The organism is Niveibacterium sp. 24ML (genome assembly GCF_026586805.1).
In the GTDB taxonomy this organism is placed as follows: domain Bacteria; phylum Pseudomonadota; class Gammaproteobacteria; order Burkholderiales; family Rhodocyclaceae; genus Niveibacterium.
Map to the genome: position 1 here is coordinate 37,655 of NZ_JAPFHA010000018.1, position 19,044 is coordinate 56,698.

The 19,044-nt window shown below is 66.6% G+C and carries 21 protein-coding genes; 6 read left to right on the plus strand and 15 right to left on the minus strand.

Features of this window, described 5'->3' with window-relative positions; translation table 11 throughout:
• The first annotated feature begins 19 nt into the window (after positions 1–19).
• From OPU71_RS15010 to OPU71_RS15030, 5 genes are all read left to right on the plus strand, one after another.
• A complete protein-coding gene (locus OPU71_RS15010; RefSeq protein ID WP_267728824.1) occupies positions 20–712 on the plus strand; it encodes a head GIN domain-containing protein in 693 nt (230 codons plus the stop codon).
• Between the two features lie 99 nt (positions 713–811).
• A complete protein-coding gene (gene thrH, locus OPU71_RS15015; protein WP_267728825.1) occupies positions 812–1,420 on the plus strand; it encodes a bifunctional phosphoserine phosphatase/homoserine phosphotransferase ThrH in 609 nt (202 codons plus the stop codon).
• A 109-nt stretch (positions 1,421–1,529) separates the two neighbouring features.
• A complete protein-coding gene (gene purU, locus OPU71_RS15020; RefSeq protein WP_267728826.1) occupies positions 1,530–2,390 on the plus strand; it encodes a formyltetrahydrofolate deformylase in 861 nt (286 codons plus the stop codon).
• A gap of 308 nt (positions 2,391–2,698) precedes the next feature.
• Positions 2,699–3,340, plus strand: a complete 642-nt coding sequence (locus OPU71_RS15025; RefSeq protein WP_267728827.1) for a flavin prenyltransferase UbiX — start codon at positions 2,699–2,701, stop codon at positions 3,338–3,340.
• Complete coding sequence (locus tag OPU71_RS15030) at positions 3,337–3,597, plus strand: hypothetical protein (protein ID WP_267728828.1); 261 nt, start codon at positions 3,337–3,339, stop codon at positions 3,595–3,597. The genes OPU71_RS15025 and OPU71_RS15030 overlap by 4 nt, the downstream gene beginning before the upstream one ends.
• A 3-nt stretch (positions 3,598–3,600) precedes the next feature.
• On the opposite strand, the gene OPU71_RS15035 is transcribed toward OPU71_RS15030, so the two are convergent.
• The 13 genes from OPU71_RS15035 to OPU71_RS15095 are packed head-to-tail and all read right to left on the minus strand — an operon-like array spanning position 3,601 to position 12,069.
• Positions 3,601–4,098 carry a GNAT family N-acetyltransferase gene (locus tag OPU71_RS15035; RefSeq protein WP_267728829.1) on the minus strand — a complete coding sequence of 166 codons (498 nt, stop codon included), beginning with the start codon at positions 4,096–4,098 and terminating at the stop codon, positions 3,601–3,603.
• Between the two features lie 34 nt (positions 4,099–4,132).
• Positions 4,133–4,621, minus strand: coding sequence for a GNAT family N-acetyltransferase (locus OPU71_RS15040; protein WP_267728830.1), 489 nt, complete (start codon positions 4,619–4,621; stop codon positions 4,133–4,135).
• Positions 4,618–5,094 carry a nicotinamide-nucleotide amidase gene (gene pncC, locus OPU71_RS15045; protein WP_420712389.1) on the minus strand — a complete coding sequence of 159 codons (477 nt, stop codon included), beginning with the start codon at positions 5,092–5,094 and terminating at the stop codon, positions 4,618–4,620. Before pncC ends, OPU71_RS15040 begins: the two co-directional genes overlap by 4 nt.
• Positions 5,094–5,576 carry a phosphatidylglycerophosphatase A gene (locus OPU71_RS15050; RefSeq protein WP_267728886.1) on the minus strand — a complete coding sequence of 161 codons (483 nt, stop codon included), beginning with the start codon at positions 5,574–5,576 and terminating at the stop codon, positions 5,094–5,096. The genes pncC and OPU71_RS15050 overlap by 1 nt, the downstream gene beginning before the upstream one ends.
• Positions 5,577–5,594: 18 nt before the next feature.
• On the minus strand, positions 5,595–6,464 hold the full coding sequence (locus OPU71_RS15055; protein WP_267728831.1) for a DMT family transporter: 870 nt from the start codon (positions 6,462–6,464) through the stop codon (positions 5,595–5,597).
• Positions 6,461–7,417 carry a thiamine-phosphate kinase gene (gene thiL / locus OPU71_RS15060; RefSeq protein ID WP_267728832.1) on the minus strand — a complete coding sequence of 319 codons (957 nt, stop codon included), beginning with the start codon at positions 7,415–7,417 and terminating at the stop codon, positions 6,461–6,463. The genes OPU71_RS15055 and thiL overlap by 4 nt, the downstream gene beginning before the upstream one ends.
• 43 nt (positions 7,418–7,460) lie before the next feature.
• A complete protein-coding gene (locus OPU71_RS15065; protein WP_267728833.1) occupies positions 7,461–7,940 on the minus strand; it encodes a hypothetical protein in 480 nt (159 codons plus the stop codon).
• On the minus strand, positions 7,937–8,791 hold the full coding sequence (locus OPU71_RS15070; protein ID WP_267728834.1) for an HAD family hydrolase: 855 nt from the start codon (positions 8,789–8,791) through the stop codon (positions 7,937–7,939). Before OPU71_RS15070 ends, OPU71_RS15065 begins: the two co-directional genes overlap by 4 nt.
• On the minus strand, positions 8,788–9,360 hold the full coding sequence (locus tag OPU71_RS15075) for a GNAT family N-acetyltransferase (protein ID WP_267728835.1): 573 nt from the start codon (positions 9,358–9,360) through the stop codon (positions 8,788–8,790). The genes OPU71_RS15070 and OPU71_RS15075 overlap by 4 nt, the downstream gene beginning before the upstream one ends.
• A complete protein-coding gene (nusB, locus tag OPU71_RS15080; RefSeq protein WP_267728836.1) occupies positions 9,357–9,833 on the minus strand; it encodes a transcription antitermination factor NusB in 477 nt (158 codons plus the stop codon). Before nusB ends, OPU71_RS15075 begins: the two co-directional genes overlap by 4 nt.
• The gene (gene ribH, locus OPU71_RS15085; RefSeq protein WP_267728837.1) at positions 9,830–10,303 is read right to left on the minus strand and encodes a 6,7-dimethyl-8-ribityllumazine synthase; all 474 of its coding nucleotides are present in this window, start codon (positions 10,301–10,303) and stop codon (positions 9,830–9,832) included. Before ribH ends, nusB begins: the two co-directional genes overlap by 4 nt.
• Positions 10,304–10,357: 54 nt before the next feature.
• Complete coding sequence (gene ribBA, locus OPU71_RS15090; RefSeq protein WP_267728838.1) at positions 10,358–11,455, minus strand: bifunctional 3,4-dihydroxy-2-butanone-4-phosphate synthase/GTP cyclohydrolase II; 1,098 nt, start codon at positions 11,453–11,455, stop codon at positions 10,358–10,360.
• Entirely contained in the window at positions 11,452–12,069 is a 618-nt protein-coding gene (locus tag OPU71_RS15095; RefSeq protein WP_267728839.1) for a riboflavin synthase, read from the minus strand. Before OPU71_RS15095 ends, ribBA begins: the two co-directional genes overlap by 4 nt.
• Positions 12,070–12,211: 142 nt before the next feature.
• Here OPU71_RS15095 and OPU71_RS15100 point away from each other — a divergent pair, with 142 nt between their 5' ends.
• Positions 12,212–15,772 (plus strand): transporter substrate-binding domain-containing protein, encoded by a 3,561-nt coding sequence (locus OPU71_RS15100; protein ID WP_267728840.1) that lies wholly within the window; start codon positions 12,212–12,214, stop codon positions 15,770–15,772.
• A 24-nt stretch (positions 15,773–15,796) separates the two neighbouring features.
• On the opposite strand, the gene OPU71_RS15105 is transcribed toward OPU71_RS15100, so the two are convergent.
• On the minus strand, positions 15,797–16,396 hold the full coding sequence (locus tag OPU71_RS15105; protein ID WP_267728841.1) for a 1-acyl-sn-glycerol-3-phosphate acyltransferase: 600 nt from the start codon (positions 16,394–16,396) through the stop codon (positions 15,797–15,799).
• 72 nt (positions 16,397–16,468) lie between these two features.
• Positions 16,469–18,961 carry a PAS domain S-box protein gene (locus tag OPU71_RS15110; RefSeq protein ID WP_267728842.1) on the minus strand — a complete coding sequence of 831 codons (2,493 nt, stop codon included), beginning with the start codon at positions 18,959–18,961 and terminating at the stop codon, positions 16,469–16,471.
• Positions 18,962–19,044: the final 83 nt, after the last annotated feature.

The window sequence follows — 19,044 nt, forward strand, 5'->3', positions numbered from 1 at the left end:
ATTGAAACGAGGCCCCACGATGCTGCGCTCACTATCGTTTGTTCTGGCAATTGCCGCCGTCCCATCTCTCGCACACGCTGAAGCTGCGCGTCTCGATCAGGGCCTGGCAGGCTTTGATCGCATTGAGCTGAGCGGCCCGTTTGATGTGGTCTGGAAGGCTGGCGCGCCGGCGATCAAGGCCGAGGGCGATGCGGACCTGCTGGCACGGCTCAGCTTCGAGTCCCGCGATGGTGTGTTGCGAATCAGCGCGACGAATGGCAGCGCCACGTGGAGATTCAACAAGAAGCTCAACATCATCGTCAGCTCAGCATCCTTGAGCGAGGCGAAGCTGCAGGGCTCCGGCGACCTGGAAGTGCGCGCACTTGCCGCGCCGGCGTTCTCGATGGCGCTCTCGGGTTCGGGCGATTTGCGCGCCAGCGCGCTCAAGGTGCAACGCTTGCAGGTGAAGCTCTCGGGCTCGGGCGATGTGCTTGTCAGCGGCGAGGCGCAAACGGTGGCGGCATCCCTGGCGGGGTCAGGCGATCTGGTGCTGAAGGATCTGGCTGCGCGCGAAGCCACGCTGGCGCTGGCCGGTTCCGGCGATCTGGTTGCGCGCGCGAGCCAGCGGGTGAAAGTGTCCTGCAGCGGGTCCGGCGATATCGAAGTGCTTGGCGCCCCTGCTGAGCGCGAAGTCAGCAAGCAGGGCAGCTGTGATGTGAGCTTTCGCAACTAGGCGGCAAATCGCGCTGCGGGCGTGATCTGGCACGGCTGGATGCGGCGGGGCGGCCTGATAGAATCGCAGGCTGCCCGCAACCCCTGACCAGGAAGTCCCGTGAAGATCGTCTGTCTCGACCTCGAAGGTGTACTCGTTCCCGAAATCTGGATCGCCTTCGCCGAAGCCACCGGCATTGAAGCGCTGCGCCGCACCACCCGCGACGAGCCGGACTACGACAAGTTGATGAAGTACCGCCTCGATATCCTGGCCGAGAAAGGGCTCGGTCTGCCGCAGATCCAGCAGGTGATCGCCGGCCTCGCGCCGCTGGAGGGTGCCAAGGCTTTCATCGATGGCCTGCGCGATCAGTATCAGGTGGTGATCCTGTCCGACACCTTCTACGAATTCGCCAAGCCGCTGATGGCGCAGCTTGGCATGCCGACGCTGTTCTGCCATCGCCTCGAAGCCGATGCCGCCGGCAAGCTGGTGAATTACCACCTGCGCATGCCGGACCAGAAGCGCGCCGCCGTGAAAGCCTTCCAGGGCCTCAACTTCAAGTGCATCGCCGCCGGTGATTCATACAACGACACCGCGATGCTCGGCCAGGCCGAAGCGGGCATCCTGATGCACCCGCCAGAGAACGTGATCCGCGAGTTCCCGCAGTATCCGGTGGCGCGCGACTACGACACGCTGCGTCGCTACATCGACGAAGCCGCCGCCCGCATCTAGCGATGCTTCGGGAGTGGGGCCTTGAGTGGTGAGTCGTGAGTGGAACGCCACCGCGACGCATTACTCCTTGCTCCCTAAGCCCCACTCCCAACTCCCCACTCCCCCGACCATGCACACGCAACGCTTCTACACCCTCACCGCTTCTTGCCCCGACCGCGCCGGCATCGTTGCGCGCGTCACCGGCTTCATTGCTGAACACGGGGGCTGGATCTTCGAATCCAACATGCACACCGATCACGAAGCGCAGCGCTACTTCCTGCGCATCGAGATCCGCGCCAGTTCGCTGCCCTTCCTGCTGGCCGAACTGCGCGAGCGTTTTGCGCCGATTGCGCGCGAGTTCGACATGGACTGGAAGATCACCGACAGCGCGGTGAAGAAGCGCGTCGTGCTGATGGTCAGCAAGCAGGAGCACTGCCTCTACGACCTGATCGGCCGCTGGCAGAGCAAGGAGCTGGATATCGAGATCCCCTGCGTGATCTCGAACCACGATACCTTCCGTGGCTTTGTCGAGTGGCATGGCATTCCTTTCCATCATGTGCCGGTTAATGCCGACAACAAGCCGGCCGCCTATGCCGAAGTGCGCCGCATCTTCGAGGATGTGCGTGGCGACGTGATGGTGCTCGCGCGCTACATGCAGATCATTCCGCCGGACATGTGCTGCGACTATCCGGGGCAGATCATCAACATCCACCACAGCTTCCTGCCCAGTTTCGTCGGCGCCAAGCCCTACCACCAGGCGCACACGCGCGGCGTGAAGCTGATCGGCGCCACCTGCCACTACGTCACCGAAGAGTTGGACCAGGGCCCGATCATCGACCAGGACGTGATCCGGGTGGACCACTCCGACTCGGTCGAGGACATGGTCCGTTACGGCAAGGACATCGAGAAGGCCGTGCTCGCGCGCGGCCTCCGCTACCACCTGGAAGACCGGGTGCTGGTGCATGGCAACAAGACCGTCGTGTTCCGCTGACTCAACGCCACGCCGCGACCAGGGCGCCCTCTCGTGGGCGCCCTTTTTGTTGGGCGCGCGGATAGCACGGCCCTATCCGCTGGATCGGGACAATCGATTGGTCGCCGCCACTGGCAATCTCTAGACTCGGCCCATCAACTACCACCGCGCCGCAGAGGGCACATCATGAGCACTTTCCTTCACGCCGCAGCCGAAATCATCATCGACACGCTGGCGGCGCTCGGCGAAGCCGGCTGAGGGCTAAGGCGCTGCATCGGCGGCCGCCGCGCCACGTACAATCGCCAGATGCCAGCCCACGGAGTATCCCGATGACCCGCCGCGTCGCCCTTGCCTTCACCGGCGCCTCCGGCATGCCCTACGGCATCCGCTTGCTCGAATGCCTGCTCGCCGCGGGCATCAGGGTGGAGTTGCTGTACTCGCAGGTGGCGCAGGTCGTGGCGCGGCAGGAAATGGATCTCGCCTTGCCGGCCCGCCCGGCGGAAGTCCAAGCGCTGTTTGCCGAGCGCTTCGGCGCAGCCGAAGGCCAGCTTTCGGTCTATGGCCGCGAGGAATGGTTTGCGCCGCTCGCATCGGGATCGAACCCGCCCGATGCCATGGTGATCTGCCCCTGCACCATGGGCACGCTGGCGGCGATTGCGGCGGGGCTATCGTCCAGCCTGATCGAACGCGCGGCGGACGTCTGCCTCAAGGAACGCCGCACGCTGGTGATGGTGCCGCGCGAGACGCCGTTCTCCACGCTGCATCTGGAGAACATGCTCAAGCTCTCGCGCATGGGCGTCGTCATCCTGCCGCCCAGCCCCGGCTTTTACACGCATCCGCAAACCGTGCAGGACATGGTTGATTTTGTCGTTGCACGGATCCTTGACCAGCTTGGCGTTGCACATCAATTGATGGCGCGCTGGGGCGATACAGCGCCGGCGCTTACCGGCCAAACTGAGGGCCAGCCATGACAAAGACTTCGTTTGGCTTGATCGCGTTGATTTCGCTTGTCGCGCTCGCAGGCTGCAGCAAACTCACCGTCAGCAACTACGAGCGCATCCGCGCCGGCATGAGTTTCGACGAGGTCGAGGCGATCATCGGCAAGGCAAGCCAGTGTGACGAGGCGCTCGCGGTGCGCAGCTGCGTCTGGGGCGACGAGGCCCGCAACATCAAGGTGAACTTCGTCGCGGGCAAAGCGGTGCTGTTCTCGGCGCACCAGCTCAAGTAAGGCTCAGTCCTTGGCGAGCCAGCGTTGCATGAACATCGCCTTGCCGAAAGCCGGGTCGAGGGCGTAGTCCTTGAAGCCGCAGGCCAGGTAGAGGCCGCGCGCGCGCGCGTTGCCCTCCAGCACCTCCAGCGTCACCTTGCAACACCCTAGCTCCTCAGCTAGGCCTGCCACGCGGGCCAGCAGCGCCTTGCCCAGCCCTTGCCCGCGAAATTGCGGCCGCACCGCGAAGTCGTGCAGGTTCAACAGCGGCGCGCAGGCGAAGGTTGAAAAACCCTCCATGCAGATCGCCAGCCCGGCGGCTTCGCCGTCGACAAAGCCCAACAGCACATGCACGCCGCTGCGGCGGGCCAGTTCGCCGGGAAGGCGTTGCTTGATGTCGTCGGACAGCGCATGCCCGCCGCCCGCCGCGTCGCGCGCATAGGCATCAAGTAGCAGCACCAGTGCATCGGCATGGGCGGGGAGGGAGAGGTCGGCGCGGAGGATTTCGGTCGTCATTGGCATTTACGTTCGAAGGTTTGGAGGCGCGGCGTATTGCTCAGCGTGCAGACCAGCGCCAGTAACGGCTATCGGGGGCGTTAGCGCGCACGCCATCGTCCTGCCAGCCGTGCTTGCGGTAGAAGCGCAGCGCCGCTGCATTGGTGCTGGCGGCGCACAGCCGCAGGCTCTGGCGTTCGTCGCCGTCCAGCAAGGCAAGCACCCGGGCGTGCAATTGCGCGCCGATGCCGCGATGGCGGTAGGCGGGCTGCAGGTAGAACAGGTTCACGTACAGATAATCGGCGCTCTCGGGTCGGGTGACTTCGATCTGCCCGGCAAGTTGCTCACCGTCCCAGGCATGGAGCAGCCCTTGCGGGTAGCGCGACCGATGCGTCTGAAGCCAGTGCAGGTAGCCCGTGCCCTCGTCGCCGCTTTCGGCTTCGAAGCGCGAAGCATCACCAAAACTAATCACGAAGCTGTCCCGCCGCATCGCCACGCAATCGGCTGCGTGGCGCGCGAGGTCGATCTGCGTGAATCGCAGCTGCGTCATTCAAGCAGCCCGCTCAGCGCGCGGACGACGGTTTGCCGCCGCACCGCTTCGCGGTCGCCAGCAAAACAGTGGTGTTCGGTGCGGGTCTCGCCATCGGCGTGCGCCCACGCGATCCAGACGGTGCCGACCGGTTTTTCGGGCGTGCCGCCGCTGGGGCCGGCGATGCCGGATACGGCAATCGCTCGGCTCGCGGCGGAGCGGGCCAGCGCGCCCTCGGCCATCTCGCGCACCACCGCCTCGCTTACCGCGCCGTGTGCTGCAAGCGTATCGGCCCGCACGCCGAGCATCTCTTGCTTGGACTCGTTCGAGTAGGTGACCCAGCCGCGGTCAAACCACGATGAACTGCCTGAGGTGGCGGTGATCACTTCGGCGAGCCAGCCGCCGGTGCAGGATTCGGCGGTGGCGAGTTTGAGTTCGCGGCCGGCAAGCCAGTCGCCCAGATCGTGTGAGAGGCGTTCGAGTTCGTGTTCCATCAGCCGATCATCCGTTTGAGTATCGCCAGCACCAGCAGGGCGTAGCCGGCCGCGAGCAGGTCGTCGAACATCACGCCGACGCCGTTCTTGAAACGCGCATCCGCCTGGCGGATCGGCGGTGGTTTGAGAATGTCGAAGCCGCGGAACAGTACGAAGGCGAGCAGCTGCCAGGCGAGGCCCGGCGGGGTGAAGAACAGCACCAGCCACATCGCGATGAACTCGTCCCAGACGATGCCGCCGTGGTCGATTTCGCCGAGCTTGCGGCCGGTGATCTCGATCGCGAAGGCGCCGAGCACGAATCCCCATGCCAGAAAAAGCAGCAGCGCCCAGTCGGCGGTGAACAGCCCCCGCAGCATCGGCCACAGCGCCCACGCCGCCAAGGTGCCGAAGGTGCCGGGCGCCTTTGGCGCAAGCCCGGACCCGAGCCCCAGCGCGAGAAAGTGCGCCGGGTGGGCGAACAGGAAGCGAAGGTTGGGGCGCAGGCTCATGGTGTGATCGTATCAGGCCTGGGTGGGCGAATTGGCAGGCGTGGCCGGCTGCCAGGCTGAAACCAGCGCCGCGGTGGCCACCAGCATCGCGCCCGCCGCCTCGCGCAGCCCCATCGCCTCGTCCGCCCACCACCAGGCAAAGACGGCGGCGAAAATCAGTTCGGTGCTCATCAGCACTGCGGCGAGGTTGGCTTGCAGACGTTGCAGTGCCCACTGCATCGCCACGATGATTCCGAGCATGCCAATGCCGGCGAGTGCGGCCATCGCCAGCGGTGCCGTGGCGGGTATCGTGCCACTGCCTTCGCCCAGCACCCAGGCCAGGGCCAGCAGGAACTCCACGACGAAGATCAGCGCGACGCGCTCGATCTCGTCGCCATGCGGCAGCGCGCGGATCAGCACGTTGTACACCGCCAGGCTCAGGCCCGCGAGCAAGGCCAGCCATTCCCAGCCGCTTGCCGGCCAGGGGTAACCCAAGGCCGGGTGCCAGAGCATCAGTGCCGCGCCGCACACCGTCAGCAGCAGCGCGAGGCTGCCCCGCAAGCCCGGGCGCTCTCGCAAGAGCCACCAGGCCAGGGGGATCGTCCACAGGGGCGCGGTGTAGAGCAAGAGCACCACCTTCATGACCGGCGCGTGGGTGGCGGCGGCGTTGTAGCCCAGGTTGCAGGTGGCCGAGGCCAGCGCCAGCACCAGCAGGCGCGGGTCGCGCCAGAAATTCGCCACGCGTCCGCGCGACCAGGCCAGCGCGATAAGCGCGCCAAAGGCGAAGGCAAGCGTGTTGGCCAGCGCACTGCTCAGGCCTTGCGACTGCAGCCAGCGGAAGGGCCACCAGATCGCGGCCCAGCACATTGCTGTGCCGATCAGGGTCAGTGCCGGGCGATTCATGCGAAGTGATCGAACCCAGTGATTGCGAGCGGAGCGACCGATCCATCGCGGTGCTTGAGGTTCAGGCCCGGCTCGGCAAGGCACCGGCCGATGCGGCTGATCGGCAGGCCAAGCCCGGGTACCAGTGCGGCGATCGCCTCGCGCAGCGCCGGCGGCGCAGTGAACAGCAGTTCGTAGTCGTCACCCCCGCCGAGCACGCATTGGCGCGCAAGCCGGGCGTCGTTGCAGGCGGCCAGCGCTGGGCCCAGTGGCAGTGCGGCGTCCTCAAGCTCCGCGCCGCAGCCCGAGCGTTCCAGGATATGCGCCAGATCGCCGGCCAGCCCGTCGGAGACATCCAGCATCGCGCTGGCCATGCCGTTGAGCGCCAGCCCCAGCGCCACCCTGGGCTGCGGGCGCTCAAGCGCCTCGATGCAGGTGTCGCGCCAGTCGCCATTCAGCGGCGTGCCTTCGAGCAGATGTTTGAGGCCCAGCGCGGCCAGGCCCGGCCAGCCGGACACCCAGATGTCGTCGCCCGCTCGCGCGCCGCTGCGCCGGATCGCCCGCCCTGCGGGGGCTTCGCCAAACACCGTAGCGCACAGGTTGAGCGGCCCGCGCGTTGTGTCGCCGCCAATCCAGTCGACGCCGAAAGCCGCGCAGCAATCCGCAAAACCCTGCGCCAGCGCCGCGATCCAGGGCTCATCCGGCGCGCTGAGCGAGAGCGCCAGCGTCATCCAGCGCGGCTGAGCGCCCATCGCGGCAATGTCCGAAATATTCACCGCAGCGGTCTTCCAGCCAAGACGCGCCGGATCGGTGTCCGGCAGAAAGTGCGTCCCCGCGACCAGCATGTCGCTCGACACCAGCAACTCGTACCCGGCACGCGGCGCCACGATCGCGCAGTCGTCCCCCACGCCGAGCACCGTGTTCGCGGTGGGGCGGGTGAAATGGCGGGCGATGAGGCTGAATTCGGAGGGCATTTGGGGCTGCAATCGGTTCTTGTGAATCCGAGATTATCGCGGCTCAGGCGACGACGGGCACCGCTAGCCAGGTACTTAGCTTCGCGCCAATGATCGATGCATCGAGTTGGTCATCGGTGTACCCAAGGCGGATCGGTCCGCCCCGACGGCGCTTGAGCGCAAGCGAGTAGCGCCCGAATTCGCTCTGGGTTTCTGCGTCGAGTTCGGCGTTGACATGGATCTCGCTGATCTCGTCAAAGCGCGCGAGCTCATGATCGATTCCCCTGATCCTGCGTGTCACCCTGTCCAGGATGATGACCCGCTCACTGCCTCGAAGCACCAGCTCGTTTTCAGATTCGCGGATGATTTCCATGCTGCTGGCCCGCAGGCCCGGACTCAATGCCGATTCGCCGAACAGGGGCCCGCCTTGACTCCAGCGGTAAAGGATGCCGGCAAGCGCCAGCAACACAAAGCCCGCCTGCCATGCGTAGATGCTTGTGATGAGCCCTGCCGCGACGAGCAGGCCAGTCAGGAAGTGAGTCATGGCAGCATTCGTTTGCTGTGCTGCGCGATGTGGCGGACCACGCCGTCTTGGTCGTGGCGGGCTGTGAGGCTTGCCGCTGCATCGCGAACCCGCGGGTGGGCGTTTGCTACGGCAACTGCGTGGTCTGCAGCAGCGAGCAGACTCAAATCTTGAAGGTCATCGCCGTAGGCTACGGTGTGATGGTTGTCGAGGCCGGCGAGCACTTTCAGGCGTAGTAGCGCATCGCCTTTGGTTGCCCCATTGGCGCCAATGCTTAGCCACTCGAATCCGGGATGCATCGTTGCTGTCATGTGGCTCCATTGCAGTTGCCCGGCGAAGTGGGTCTGCAGCTTCGCGATGGCGCCTTGCACTTCTGCTGACTGTGCGATGACTGTCAGACCCAGCACCTGCTCATCAAGTGCGGCGTGCGGCGGTTCGCTTGACCGCAGGCGCGGATCGCCGCGTTCGGTTCGGTCTGCAAAGTAGGCGGCGATGCCTGCATTGGCCTGTTTGCCGAAGCGAAGCCTGTCGGCGTCGCCGGTGGTACTGGCAGCCAAGGGATGGAGCGCGGCCTCGTCAAGCATTCGATAGACCTCACGGGCGAGTGGCGCAGGCAGGCTGCAAATGTCTAGATGGCGGCCGGCTGCAAGGTGCGTTACGCAGGCGCCGTTGTTGGTGATGGCGGGAAGCGGCAGTGCGATGCCGTCGAGCACGTCGCGGATCGATGTCCATGCGCGGGCGCTGGCGACGGTAAACAGCAGTTCGTCGGTGAGCCAGGATGACAGCGCCAGGCGTGTCGTCGCGGATAGCTGGCCCGAGCTATCGAGTAGCGTGAAGTCGAGATCGGAGACGTAGAGCGCTGCGGTGCTCACGGAATCAGCGCGTAGAGCGCGGTGTCGTGCAGGCTGCCGTCGGGTGCTTTGGCGTAGTGCTGGAGCACGCCTTCGAGTTTGAAGCCGACGCGTTCGGCGAGGGCGCGGGCGCGGGTGTTGCGCGCGTCGGTGAGCAACTCGATGCGTTGTGCGCCGAAGGTTTCGATCGCGAATGCCTTGAGGGCGGTGACGGCTTCAGTCACATAGCCCTGGCCGTGGGTGCCGCTGCGGCCCCAGAAGCCGATTTCGGCGAAGCGTTCGGGCCACTTGAGCGCGTGCAGGCTGCAGACGCCGAGCAGGCGAGCAGTGTCGCGATCGAGGATCAGGTAGTTGAGGTGCTCGCGCAGGATGAACTGGGCGTGGCTGCGGCGGCAGAAGGTTTCGAAGGCGTCGAGTTCGGGCTCGGGTACTGCCCAGGGCAGGTTGGCGGGCCACTGCCGCAGTTCGGTGAGTGAGTCACCCACCGCATCCAGCACCGCCGCGCCATCGCCCGCTCGGGGCGGGCGCAGGATCAGGCGCGGGGTGTCGATCTGCGCGGGCAGATCGAACAGTATCGGCGCTCGGTTCAACGCGGGCGTGGGTTGTTCTTGGCGTGCTCGATCTCGACTGAGCGCAGGCGTGCGGCGCACTTGTCGAGCACGCCGTTGACGAAGCGGTGCCCTTCGGTGCCGCCGAAGTTCTTGGCCAGCTCGATCGCTTCGTTGATCACGACGCGGTAGGGTGTTTCGGGGCAGTGCTTGAGTTCATACACGCCCAGCATCACGATCGCGCGTTCGATCGGCGACAGCTCGCCGACCGGCCGGTCGATGTGCGGCACGAATTCGGCTTCAAGCTCGGCGGCGTGTTCGACGGTGCCAGTCAGCAGCGCGCGCAGCAGGATGCGGTCCGAGCGGACCCAGTCGCCGGCGGTTTCTTCGGAGACTTCGAGGTGTTCCTCGATCATTGGCACCGAGTTGCCGGTCAGCTGCCACTGGTAGAGGCCTTGCAGCACCAGTTCGCGCGAGAGGCGGCGCGGCGTCTTGTTCGGGGTCGGGGTGTTCATGCGCGGAGTGCCTTTTGCAGGTTGGCCATCTCGATTGCCGCTTGCGCGGCCTCGAGGCCTTTTTGGTGCATGCGGAATTCGGCCTGGTTGTCGTCTTCGGTGGTGAGCACGCCGTTGGCGATCGGGATGCTCTCGTCGAGGGTGACGCGGGTGATGCCCGCGCCTTGCTCGTTCGACACCAGCTCGAAGTGGTAGGTCTCGCCGCGGATCACGGCGCCGAGCGCGATCAGCGCATCAAAGCGGCCGGAACGCGCCATGGTTTGCAGGGCGAGCGGAATTTCCAGCGCGCCCGGCACGGTGGCGATCTGGATCGCTTCGGGTTTGACGCCGCGCGTGAGCAGTTCGCCGGTCGCCCCCGAGAGCAGGCCCTCGCAGACGTACTGGTTGAAGCGGCTCATGACGATGCCGATGCGCAGGCCTGCGCCGTTGAGCTCGGGTTCGATCTCGGGGATGTCGTTGAAGCGGGGCATGTTCGTCCTTGCTGGCGCCGCCGGGGCGCCGTGCGATGTTTGCGGTTGGGCGGATCAGGCGCCGGGTGCGTCGTAGCCGGTGATTTCGAGGCCGAAGCCGGTCATGCTGGGGATCTTGCGCGGGCTGGCGAGCACCCGCATCTTGCCGACCCCCAGATCACGCAGGATCTGTGCGCCGATCCCGAAGATGCGCGGGTCCCATTTCACGGCGGGGCGCTTGCCGTCGCCCGGCGCGAGGCGCGCGAGCAGGTCTTCACCGCTCTCGGGCCGGTGCAGCAGGATCAGCACGCCTTTGCCGTGGGCCTTGATGCGCGCGAGCGCTTCGTCGATGCCAAAACTGTGCGGGCTGCCGGCCGGGTCGATGAAGTCGAGCACCGAGACCGGCTCGTGCACCCGCACCAGCGCTTCTGCGTCCGGCGTGATGTCGCCGCGCGAAAGTGCCAGATGCACTTCGCCGGATACGCGGTCGGCGAAGGCACACAGCTGGAAGGCGCCATGCGCGGTTTCGACGGTTTTTTCGCTGACGCGCTCAACCAGCACTTCGGCGTGCGCGCGGTACTGGATCAGGTCGCGGATCGCGCCGATCTTCAGGTCGTGTTCCTTGGCGAATTCCAGCAGATCCGGCAGGCGCGCCATCGTGCCGTCGTCCTTGAGGATCTCGCAGATCACCGCGGCTGGTTCGCAACCTGCAAGCTGGGCGAGGTCGCAACCGGCTTCGGTATGGCCAGCCCGTACCAGCACGCCGCCGGGCTGCGCCATCAGCGGGAAGATGTGGCCGGGCTGCACGATCGAATCGGCGTTGGCGTTGCGGGCCACCGCGGCTTGCACCGTGACCGAGCGATCCTGCGCCGAGATGCCGGTGGTGACGCCCTCGGCCGCTTCGATCGAGGTGGTGAAGGCGGTCGAGAAGGGCGAGCGGTTGTCCTTGACCATCAGCCCCAGCCCAAGCTGCTTGCAGCGCTGCTGCGTGAGCGTGAGGCAGATCAGGCCACGGCCGTGCTTGGCCATGAAGTTGATCGCTTCCGGGGTGACGTGTTCGGCGGCGAGCACGAGGTCGCCCTCGTTTTCGCGGTCTTCCTCGTCCACCAGCACTACCATCTTGCCGGCGCGGATGTCTTCGATGATGGCGGTAATCGGTGCCAGTACGCTCATGCCTTTGGTTCCCCGGCTTGCGATTCTTTTTCCCATGCGAGCATGCGCTCGACATGGCGGGCGATCAGATCGACCTCAAGATTGACCTTCGCGCCCGGTGCCAGGCGCTTGAGCGTGGTGACTTCCACTGTGTGCGGGATCAGGTTGATCGAGAAGTCGGTACCTTCGACGCGGTTCACCGTAAGGCTCACGCCGTCGACCGTGATCGAGCCCTTGCGCGCGATGTAGCCGGCCAGCGCACGCGGCGCGCGGATCACCAGTTCGTGGCTTTCGCCGATCGGCTCGAACTTCAGCACTTCGCCCACGCCATCGACATGGCCGCTGACCAGATGGCCGCCGATGCGGTCGGCCAGGCGCAGCGCTTTTTCGAGGTTCACTTCGCCGGGTTCGGCGAGGCCGACAGTGCAGGCGAGCGATTCGGCCGACACGTCGAACTGCATCCGCTGGCCTTCCTTGGCGATGACGGTGAGGCAGACGCCGTTATGGGCGATCGAGTCGCCGAGCGCAACGTCGGAAAGATCCCAGTCGCCAACGTCGGTGGTCAGGCGCACGCCTTGTTCGAGCGGGGTCACCGCCACGATGCGGCCGGTTGCGGCCACGATTCCGGAGAACATGCTTCGCTCCGCTTGTAAAAGCGGTGATTCTAGCCGATCGGCCGGGGTGGCGCCGCTTGCGGCAGGCGGGCCGGCGGCGCTGCCGGCGTGGGCGAGGCGCCTACGTGTGCCACGGCGCGGCCGTCACCGCTATCATGCCGCCATGCAGCTCATCCCCCGTGTGCTTCGCCGCATTGCGCGCCTTGTGCCGCACCTGCTCCTTGCCGCCGCATGCACCGGTGGCCTGCCTGCCCTTGCGCAGACCCCCCCCCTGGAACCCACCGCCGCCGAGCGCGCCTGGCTGGAAACCCACCCGGTGGTGCGGGTGGGGGTGGCGCGACAGGACTGGGCGCCGATCGAGCAGTTCGATGCCAGCGGCCGATATGTCGGCATGTCGGCTGAGTTGGTCGAGCAGATCGCCAGGCGCAGCGGCATCACCTACGAGATCCACGTCGAGCGCGATGCCGAGGCCTTGTTTGCCAAGGTGCGTGCGGGCGAGATCGACATCGTGCCTTCGATCGGCCGCACCGCCGGGCGCGAGCGCTACATGCTGTTCTCGCAGCCTTACCTTGATACGCCGGTGGTCATGATCACGCGGCGCGAAACCACGCGACTGACGCCTGAAGCCACGCTGGAGGGGAGTGCGGTTGCGGTCGAAGGCGGGTTTGCCGCCGACGAACTGGTGCCGCAGCGCTATCCGAAGGCCAAGGTGCAGAAGTTCGCCGATACCGCCAGTGCCTTGCGTGCGGTTTCCGACGGCCGGGCCGATGCCTACTTCGGCGCGCTGGCGCCAGCCTCCTTCGTGGTGGAGCGCGATCTGCTCTCCAATCTTGCGGTGAGAGGGCCGGTCAAGCTCGATACCGGTCTGCGCCTGGGCATCGGTCGCCATGCGGCGGCCCTGGCCCCGTTGCTCGATCGCGCGATCGCATCGATCGACTCGGGTACCCGTGAACAGATCGTGCGGCGCTGGATGCCGGTGTCGCTGCAGCTGGCCGCCGCGCCTTCCCCGCTGCAGCTCGATGAGGCCCAGCGTGCCTGGCTGGCGGCGCACCCGCGTTTGCGGGTGGGCTACATCGCCGACTACGCGCCACTGACCGAACTGGGCCCCGATGGCCGCATGCACGGCATGTTTGCCGACCAGATCGAACTGCTGGCGCGACGCCTCGGCGTGGGGCTGGAAACGCCGCGTGCCTTCTCGCTGGCCGATCTGCAGCGTGCCCTGGCGGCGCGCGAGATCGATATCGCCCTGGGTCTGTCGCGCAGCCCCGAGCGCGAGGAATTCGCGCGCTTTGCCGGGCCCATGCTGACCAATGCCACGGTGGCGGTGGCGCGTAACGACGGCGCCCTGTTCCGCGATCCGGGCCAGTACAACGGCAAGGTGCTGGCGATGAAGCGCGGGCATTTCCTGCTGCCGCGCCTGCAGCGCCAGTACCCCGGCATCCAGATCGTCGAATACGAAACGCTGGATCTGGCGCTTGACGCGGTCGCGCGCGGCACGGCCGATGCCAGCCTCAATGACCTGACCGCCGTGACGGCACCGCTGGGCGAGCGCTACGCGGGGGTGCTTCGCATCGTGGGCAGCTGGGTCGATGCACCGAGCGAACTGCACCTGGCGGTGCGCAGCGATTGGCCGGAGCTGGTTGGCCTGCTCAAATTGGCGCTCGATTCGATGACGCCGGCCGAGAAACATGAGCTGAGCCAGCGCTGGCTGGTGCCCAAGTACCGGTTTGTGCTGCCGTGGACCAAGCTGCTCAGCGTGGGGCTGCCGATCGTGGCGGTGCTTGGCTTCATCATCTGGCTGGTAGTGATGTGGAATCGCCGCCTGGCACGCGAAGTCGAGCGCCGCAAGGTCGTTGAAAAGGCCTTGGCCGACGCGCGCGATGCGGCGCTTGATTCGGCCGACCGCAAGGCCGCCTTCCTCGCCGCGCTTTCGCACGAGGTGCGCACGCCGATGAATGGCGTGATCGGCATGGTCGATGCACTGATCCACAGCCGGCTCGATGAAAACCAGCGCTACCAGATGGGCGTGGTCGGGCGTTCGGCCAGCATGGCGCTGACGATTCTCAACGACGCGCTCGACTACGCGCGGATCGAAGCGGGCCGCTTTGTGCTCGATCCGCAAGTCTCGGACATCCGTGCGATGGCCGAAGACGTGGCCGCGCTGTTCGCACCAATGGCGGTCGAGCGCGGCCTGCGCCTGCAGCTCTTCACCGCGCCGCAACTGCCGCCTCTGGTGCTCGACGGTGTGCGGGTGCGGCAGCTGATGGCCAACCTGCTCTCGAACGCGATCCGCTACACCGAGCATGGGGGCGTGAAGCTGCGGATCGATGGCGCACCGCTGACAACGCGCCGCTGGCGGCTGATCATCGAAATCGAGGATAGCGGTGCCGGCATTGCCGAGAGTGATCGTCACCGCCTGTTCCACCCCTTCGAGCCCCTCGGCGGACCTGGCGCACCCGGCACCGGGCTCGGTCTGGCCATCTGCCGTGCCCTAAGCGACGCGATGGGCGGGCGGCTTGAGCATTCGCCTGGCACCCTGGGCGGCAGCCGTTTCACCTTCACCGTCGAGGCGGACGCGCATCTGCTTGCGTCCAACGACGAACGCAGCCTGGTCGGCATCTGTGTTCGCCTGGCAGTGTCCAACAAGGCCTGGCGCTCTGAATGCGAGGCCTGGTTGCGTAACTGGGGGGCGCAGGTGGTCTCGGCCGAAGCGCGCGAATTCAGCCAGATCACCGTGTCGGACGGCGCCGCACCGCTGCCGGCGCAAGCCTGGGTGCGCCTGCTGCGAGGCGGCGCTACGGGGGCCGTCGCGGCCGCGCGCGAGAAGTGCCTCACCCTGAGCGCCGAACCGCTGTTGCCGAGCCGCTTCCTGCAAACGCTGAACAAGGCCTTGGCCCCGGCCGCGCCGCCGCCCGCCCCGCTTGCCGAGGCGCCGAGCAAGGCGCCGAGTGAGGCCGCCGCGCCTGGCACGCGCAAGGTGCTGGTGGTGGATGACGAGCCCCTTAACCTGCGTGTGGCAAAGGATCTGCTCGCGCTGATGGGCTTCGAGGTGGTGCTGGCGGGCGAATCGCAGGCCGGCTTCGAGGCGTTTTGCAGCGGCAGCTTTGCAGCGATCCTGCTCGACTACCGCATGCCGGGTGAAGATGGCATCAGCCTCGCGGCGCGGATGCGCCAGCGTGAGCGTTCACGCGGTCTGGTGCGTACGCCGATTGCGGCCGTCACCGCGGACGGCAGCGAGACGACCGCCAGCGCGTGTCTTGCCGCGGGCATGGATACCGTCCTGCTCAAACCGCTGACGCTTGAAACCCTCCATGCGACGCTCTCGCGCCTGGGCTGCCAGCCGGCGATGCCGCCGCAAGGCCTGATGCCGGAGCCCGAGTACGACGAAGAGGTTGAACCGCTGGCGCACCTGGCCGGGCTGGTCGGTTCGATGGACCGCGCGCACGACATTGCTGATGGTTTCGTGCATGCCTCCGGCGAAGATCTGGTCGAACTGCGCGACAAACTCGATGTGAATGATCTTGAAGCGGTGCGCTTTCTTGCGCACCGGGTCAAGGGCGGCGCCCGCAATGCTGGCTTCACCGGGGTCGGCGCGGCGGCGGCCGATCTGGAGCGATCCGCCAAGGCGGGGGATGTGGCGGCCACACGGCGCTTCACTGTGTCACTGACGGCGGCGCTCGATCGCCTCGCCGCCGAGTTGGATCGCATCAAGCCGCTGCTTTGAGGCGCCCGGCGCCGGCCGCCGCCTTCAGGGGGCCGGCGGCCGCAGGCGGATCGGGCCCGCCTGTTCAGGGCGGTAGCCGCGAATGCCTTCGTAGGCCTTGGCGATGTGGGCCATGTCGGCCGCTTCGTCGCCGGAGAGGCGCATGTACTCGCGAATGCCGATCGTGCGGGTGGCGAAGTCGATGTAGCCGATGCCCAGATCCAGCTTCGCGGCGTGGGCAATCCGCAGGAAGCCCGACTTCCAGTATTCCTGCCGCGCGCGCGTGCCTTCTGGCGCCATGGCGAGAATCAGGGTTTCACGGCGATTGATGTCCGCCACGAGGGATTCGATGAAGCCGCCCGCCGCTGCGCGATTGACCGGAATGCCACCCCAGCGGCGCAGGATGCGGTTGAAGGGGCCGACGAAGATCGTGTGCTTGCCCAGCCAGCGGATCGGCCAGCCGCTTGCCCAGCGGGTCAGCAAGCCAAGCGGGAAGTCCCAGTTCGAGGTGTGGGGATAGACGATCACCAGTACCTTGGATGCCGTGGGCGCAGGCAGATCGAGGCGCCAGCCGATCATGCGCAGCAGGGCAATGGCCCAGCGTCGGGGGCGTGCTTTGGCGATCGGGTTGGGCGTGGGCGACATGGTGGTACTTCCAGTGCTGCGGGCGGGCGACTATCCCAGCTTGCGCCGCGCCCGTCTACCCCGGCGCGCGCTTCACGCAGGGGTGGTCTGATCCGCGGGCGCGAGCCGAGGCAGATCGACGGTGAGGCGGGTGCCCTGGCCCGGTGCCGAATCGAGCGTGAGCTGGCCGCCGAGGCGGCCTTCGACCAGGTTGCGCACGATGTAGAGCCCCAGCCCGGTGCCGCCGGCACCCACGCGGGTGCTGAAGAAGGGCTCGAATGCGCGCCGGGCCGTGTCCTCGCTCATGCCGTTGCCGTCGTCTTCAAACACGATGCGCACATGGTCGGGATCGATCAGTTGCGCGCGCAGGGTCATGTGCCCTTCGTTGCGATCGTCAAAGGCATGCAGCAGGGCATTGTTGATGAAGTTGGTGACGATCTGTTCGAGCGGCCCTGGATAGCTGTCGAACTCGATCTCGGGCGGAATCTCGAGTGTCAGCGTCTGCGCCACATGGGCCAGGCGCGGCCTGAGTGCGGCGACCACGCCTTCGACGGTTTCCTTCAGGTCGAACCGGCGGCGGCGCTCGCTGGTCTGGTCGGCCGCAACCTGCTTGAAATTGGCCATCAGTTCCGAGGCGCGCCGTGCGCTGCGCTCGATCAGCGCCGCCATTTCAGCGCTATCTTCGGTGAATTGGGTAAGCGAAGACTTGCGCAGGCTCCCCTCTTCAAGGCTTTGCGCAAAGAGGCGAACCCGCTCGCGCAGGCTGCTGGCCAGTGTGAGCGTGTTGCCAAGCGGTGAGTTGAGCTCGTGGGCGACGCCCGCCACCAGCCCCCCCAGCGCGGCAAGCTTTTCGGCCTGCACCAGTTGCTGCATCGCCAGGCCCAGCTCGGCGTGCTTGGCGCGCAGTTGTTCGCTGCGGCGTTCAACCCGTGCTTCAAGTTCTTCGTTCATCGACTCGACGCGCCGCTGCAGCATGCGTTGCGCGGTGATGTCGATCACCGAAGTGAGCAGCAGATGCCGGCCTTCCGAGTTGAGTGTGGTGCCGGACATTTCAACGATGATCGGCGGCCCGTTGCGCGGCTGGCCATGCACCTGCATGCGGTCGACACGGCCGTCGGTCTCGATGCGGCGGATCACCTCCTGTCGCTCGTCGAGATTGCACCAGATCCCCAGATCGAGCGAGGTGTGGCCCTCGACGTCATCCGAGCTGAGTCCAAAGAGCCTGCGCCAGGCCGAATTGACCTTGACCAGCGTGGTGCGTTGCATGTCGGTCAGGCTCAAGGCGACCGGGCTGTGTTCGAACAGCGCCTCGAAGAGCTGCCGCGCGCCGGCGGCGGCGGCACGGGCCTGTTCGAGTTCGCTGACATCGGTTGCGGTCACCCGCAGCAGCTGATCGTTGCCGCTTCCCGATTCGATATGCCCGCGCACCAGCAGATGCCGCCCGCTGCGGTGGCGGACTTCACAGCGCGCTTCCATCGACAGGCCGCCGTTCTGCAGCGCCTGCCATTGCTCGAACAGTTCGTGGCGGCTGGCGCGGCTGATCTGGTGCAGAACGCGCCGGATCGGCTGGTCGACTTCGCCCGGCGGCAGGTCGAGCAGCGCCAGCAACTGGCTTGAGCAATGGGCCAGTTGGGTGCCGGGTACCCAGCGCAGCGAGCCGAGCGCGGCAATCCGCTGCGCTTCGTCCAGATCGGTGTGTTCGCGGCGCGCCTTGTCGTCGGCATTGCGCCGCGCGGTGATGTCTTGCACGACCCGGATCGTGCCGCTGAAGGCGCCAGTCTCGTCGTGCAGCGCAACGCTCAGCGTGTGCAGCCACATGGCTTGGCCGCGCACCGTTTCGCAGCGGATCTCTTCGCTGCGCGGCATCTGCGCGGTGGGTTCGGCGGCATGCAGCAGGTGCTCACCCATTGCGGCGGCAATGGTGTCACGCATATCGCGCGATGCGCTGCGGCCGATGATGTCCTCCCGCCGTACACCGAACAGGCGCTGGGCAGCAAGGTTCCAGAGCTGCACCTGGCCTTCGGCGTCGAGCACGACCAGCGCCACCGGCAGCGCGTCGATCACGTCTGCGAGCCGCCGCTCGCTTGCCCGCACGGCGCGTTCAGCCAGCTTGCGGCGGGTCTCGTCGCGCGCGTAGCCGAAGTAGCCGGTGAACCGGCCCTGGGCGTCGAACTCGGGCTTGCCGCTGCTGACATACCAGCGGAAGTCGCCGCTCGGGGTTTGCACGCCGTACTCAAAGTCGTAGTAGGCCTCGTGGGCCTCGAGCGTGCGCCGGTGGCGCGCCATTTCGTCGGCGTCGCAGATCAGGCCCGGGATCTCCCAGCGGCGGTAGCCCAGCAGGTGCTCTACCGGCACCTTGTGGCGCGAGATCGTGCCGCCAAAAAAGCGGGTGAAGCGCAGTTCGGCGTCCTGTTCCCACTGCCAGTCGGCGGTGAAGGCCGACAGGTTCTGCAGGCGCTCGAGCTCGTGTTGCGTTACGGCAACGCTACCCGCGCTTGCCCGCGCGTCTTTGCGTGCGCGCAGCAGGGCGAGCGTCGCGGCAAGCAGGGCAAGCGCGAGCAGGGCAACCAGCAACCAAGCCTGCATGGGGGCTCCGGGCGTAGCGGGATTTCAATTCTATGCCGAAGCCATGCGCTCTTGGTGGTGGCGCGCTGCGGCCCGCCGTGTGC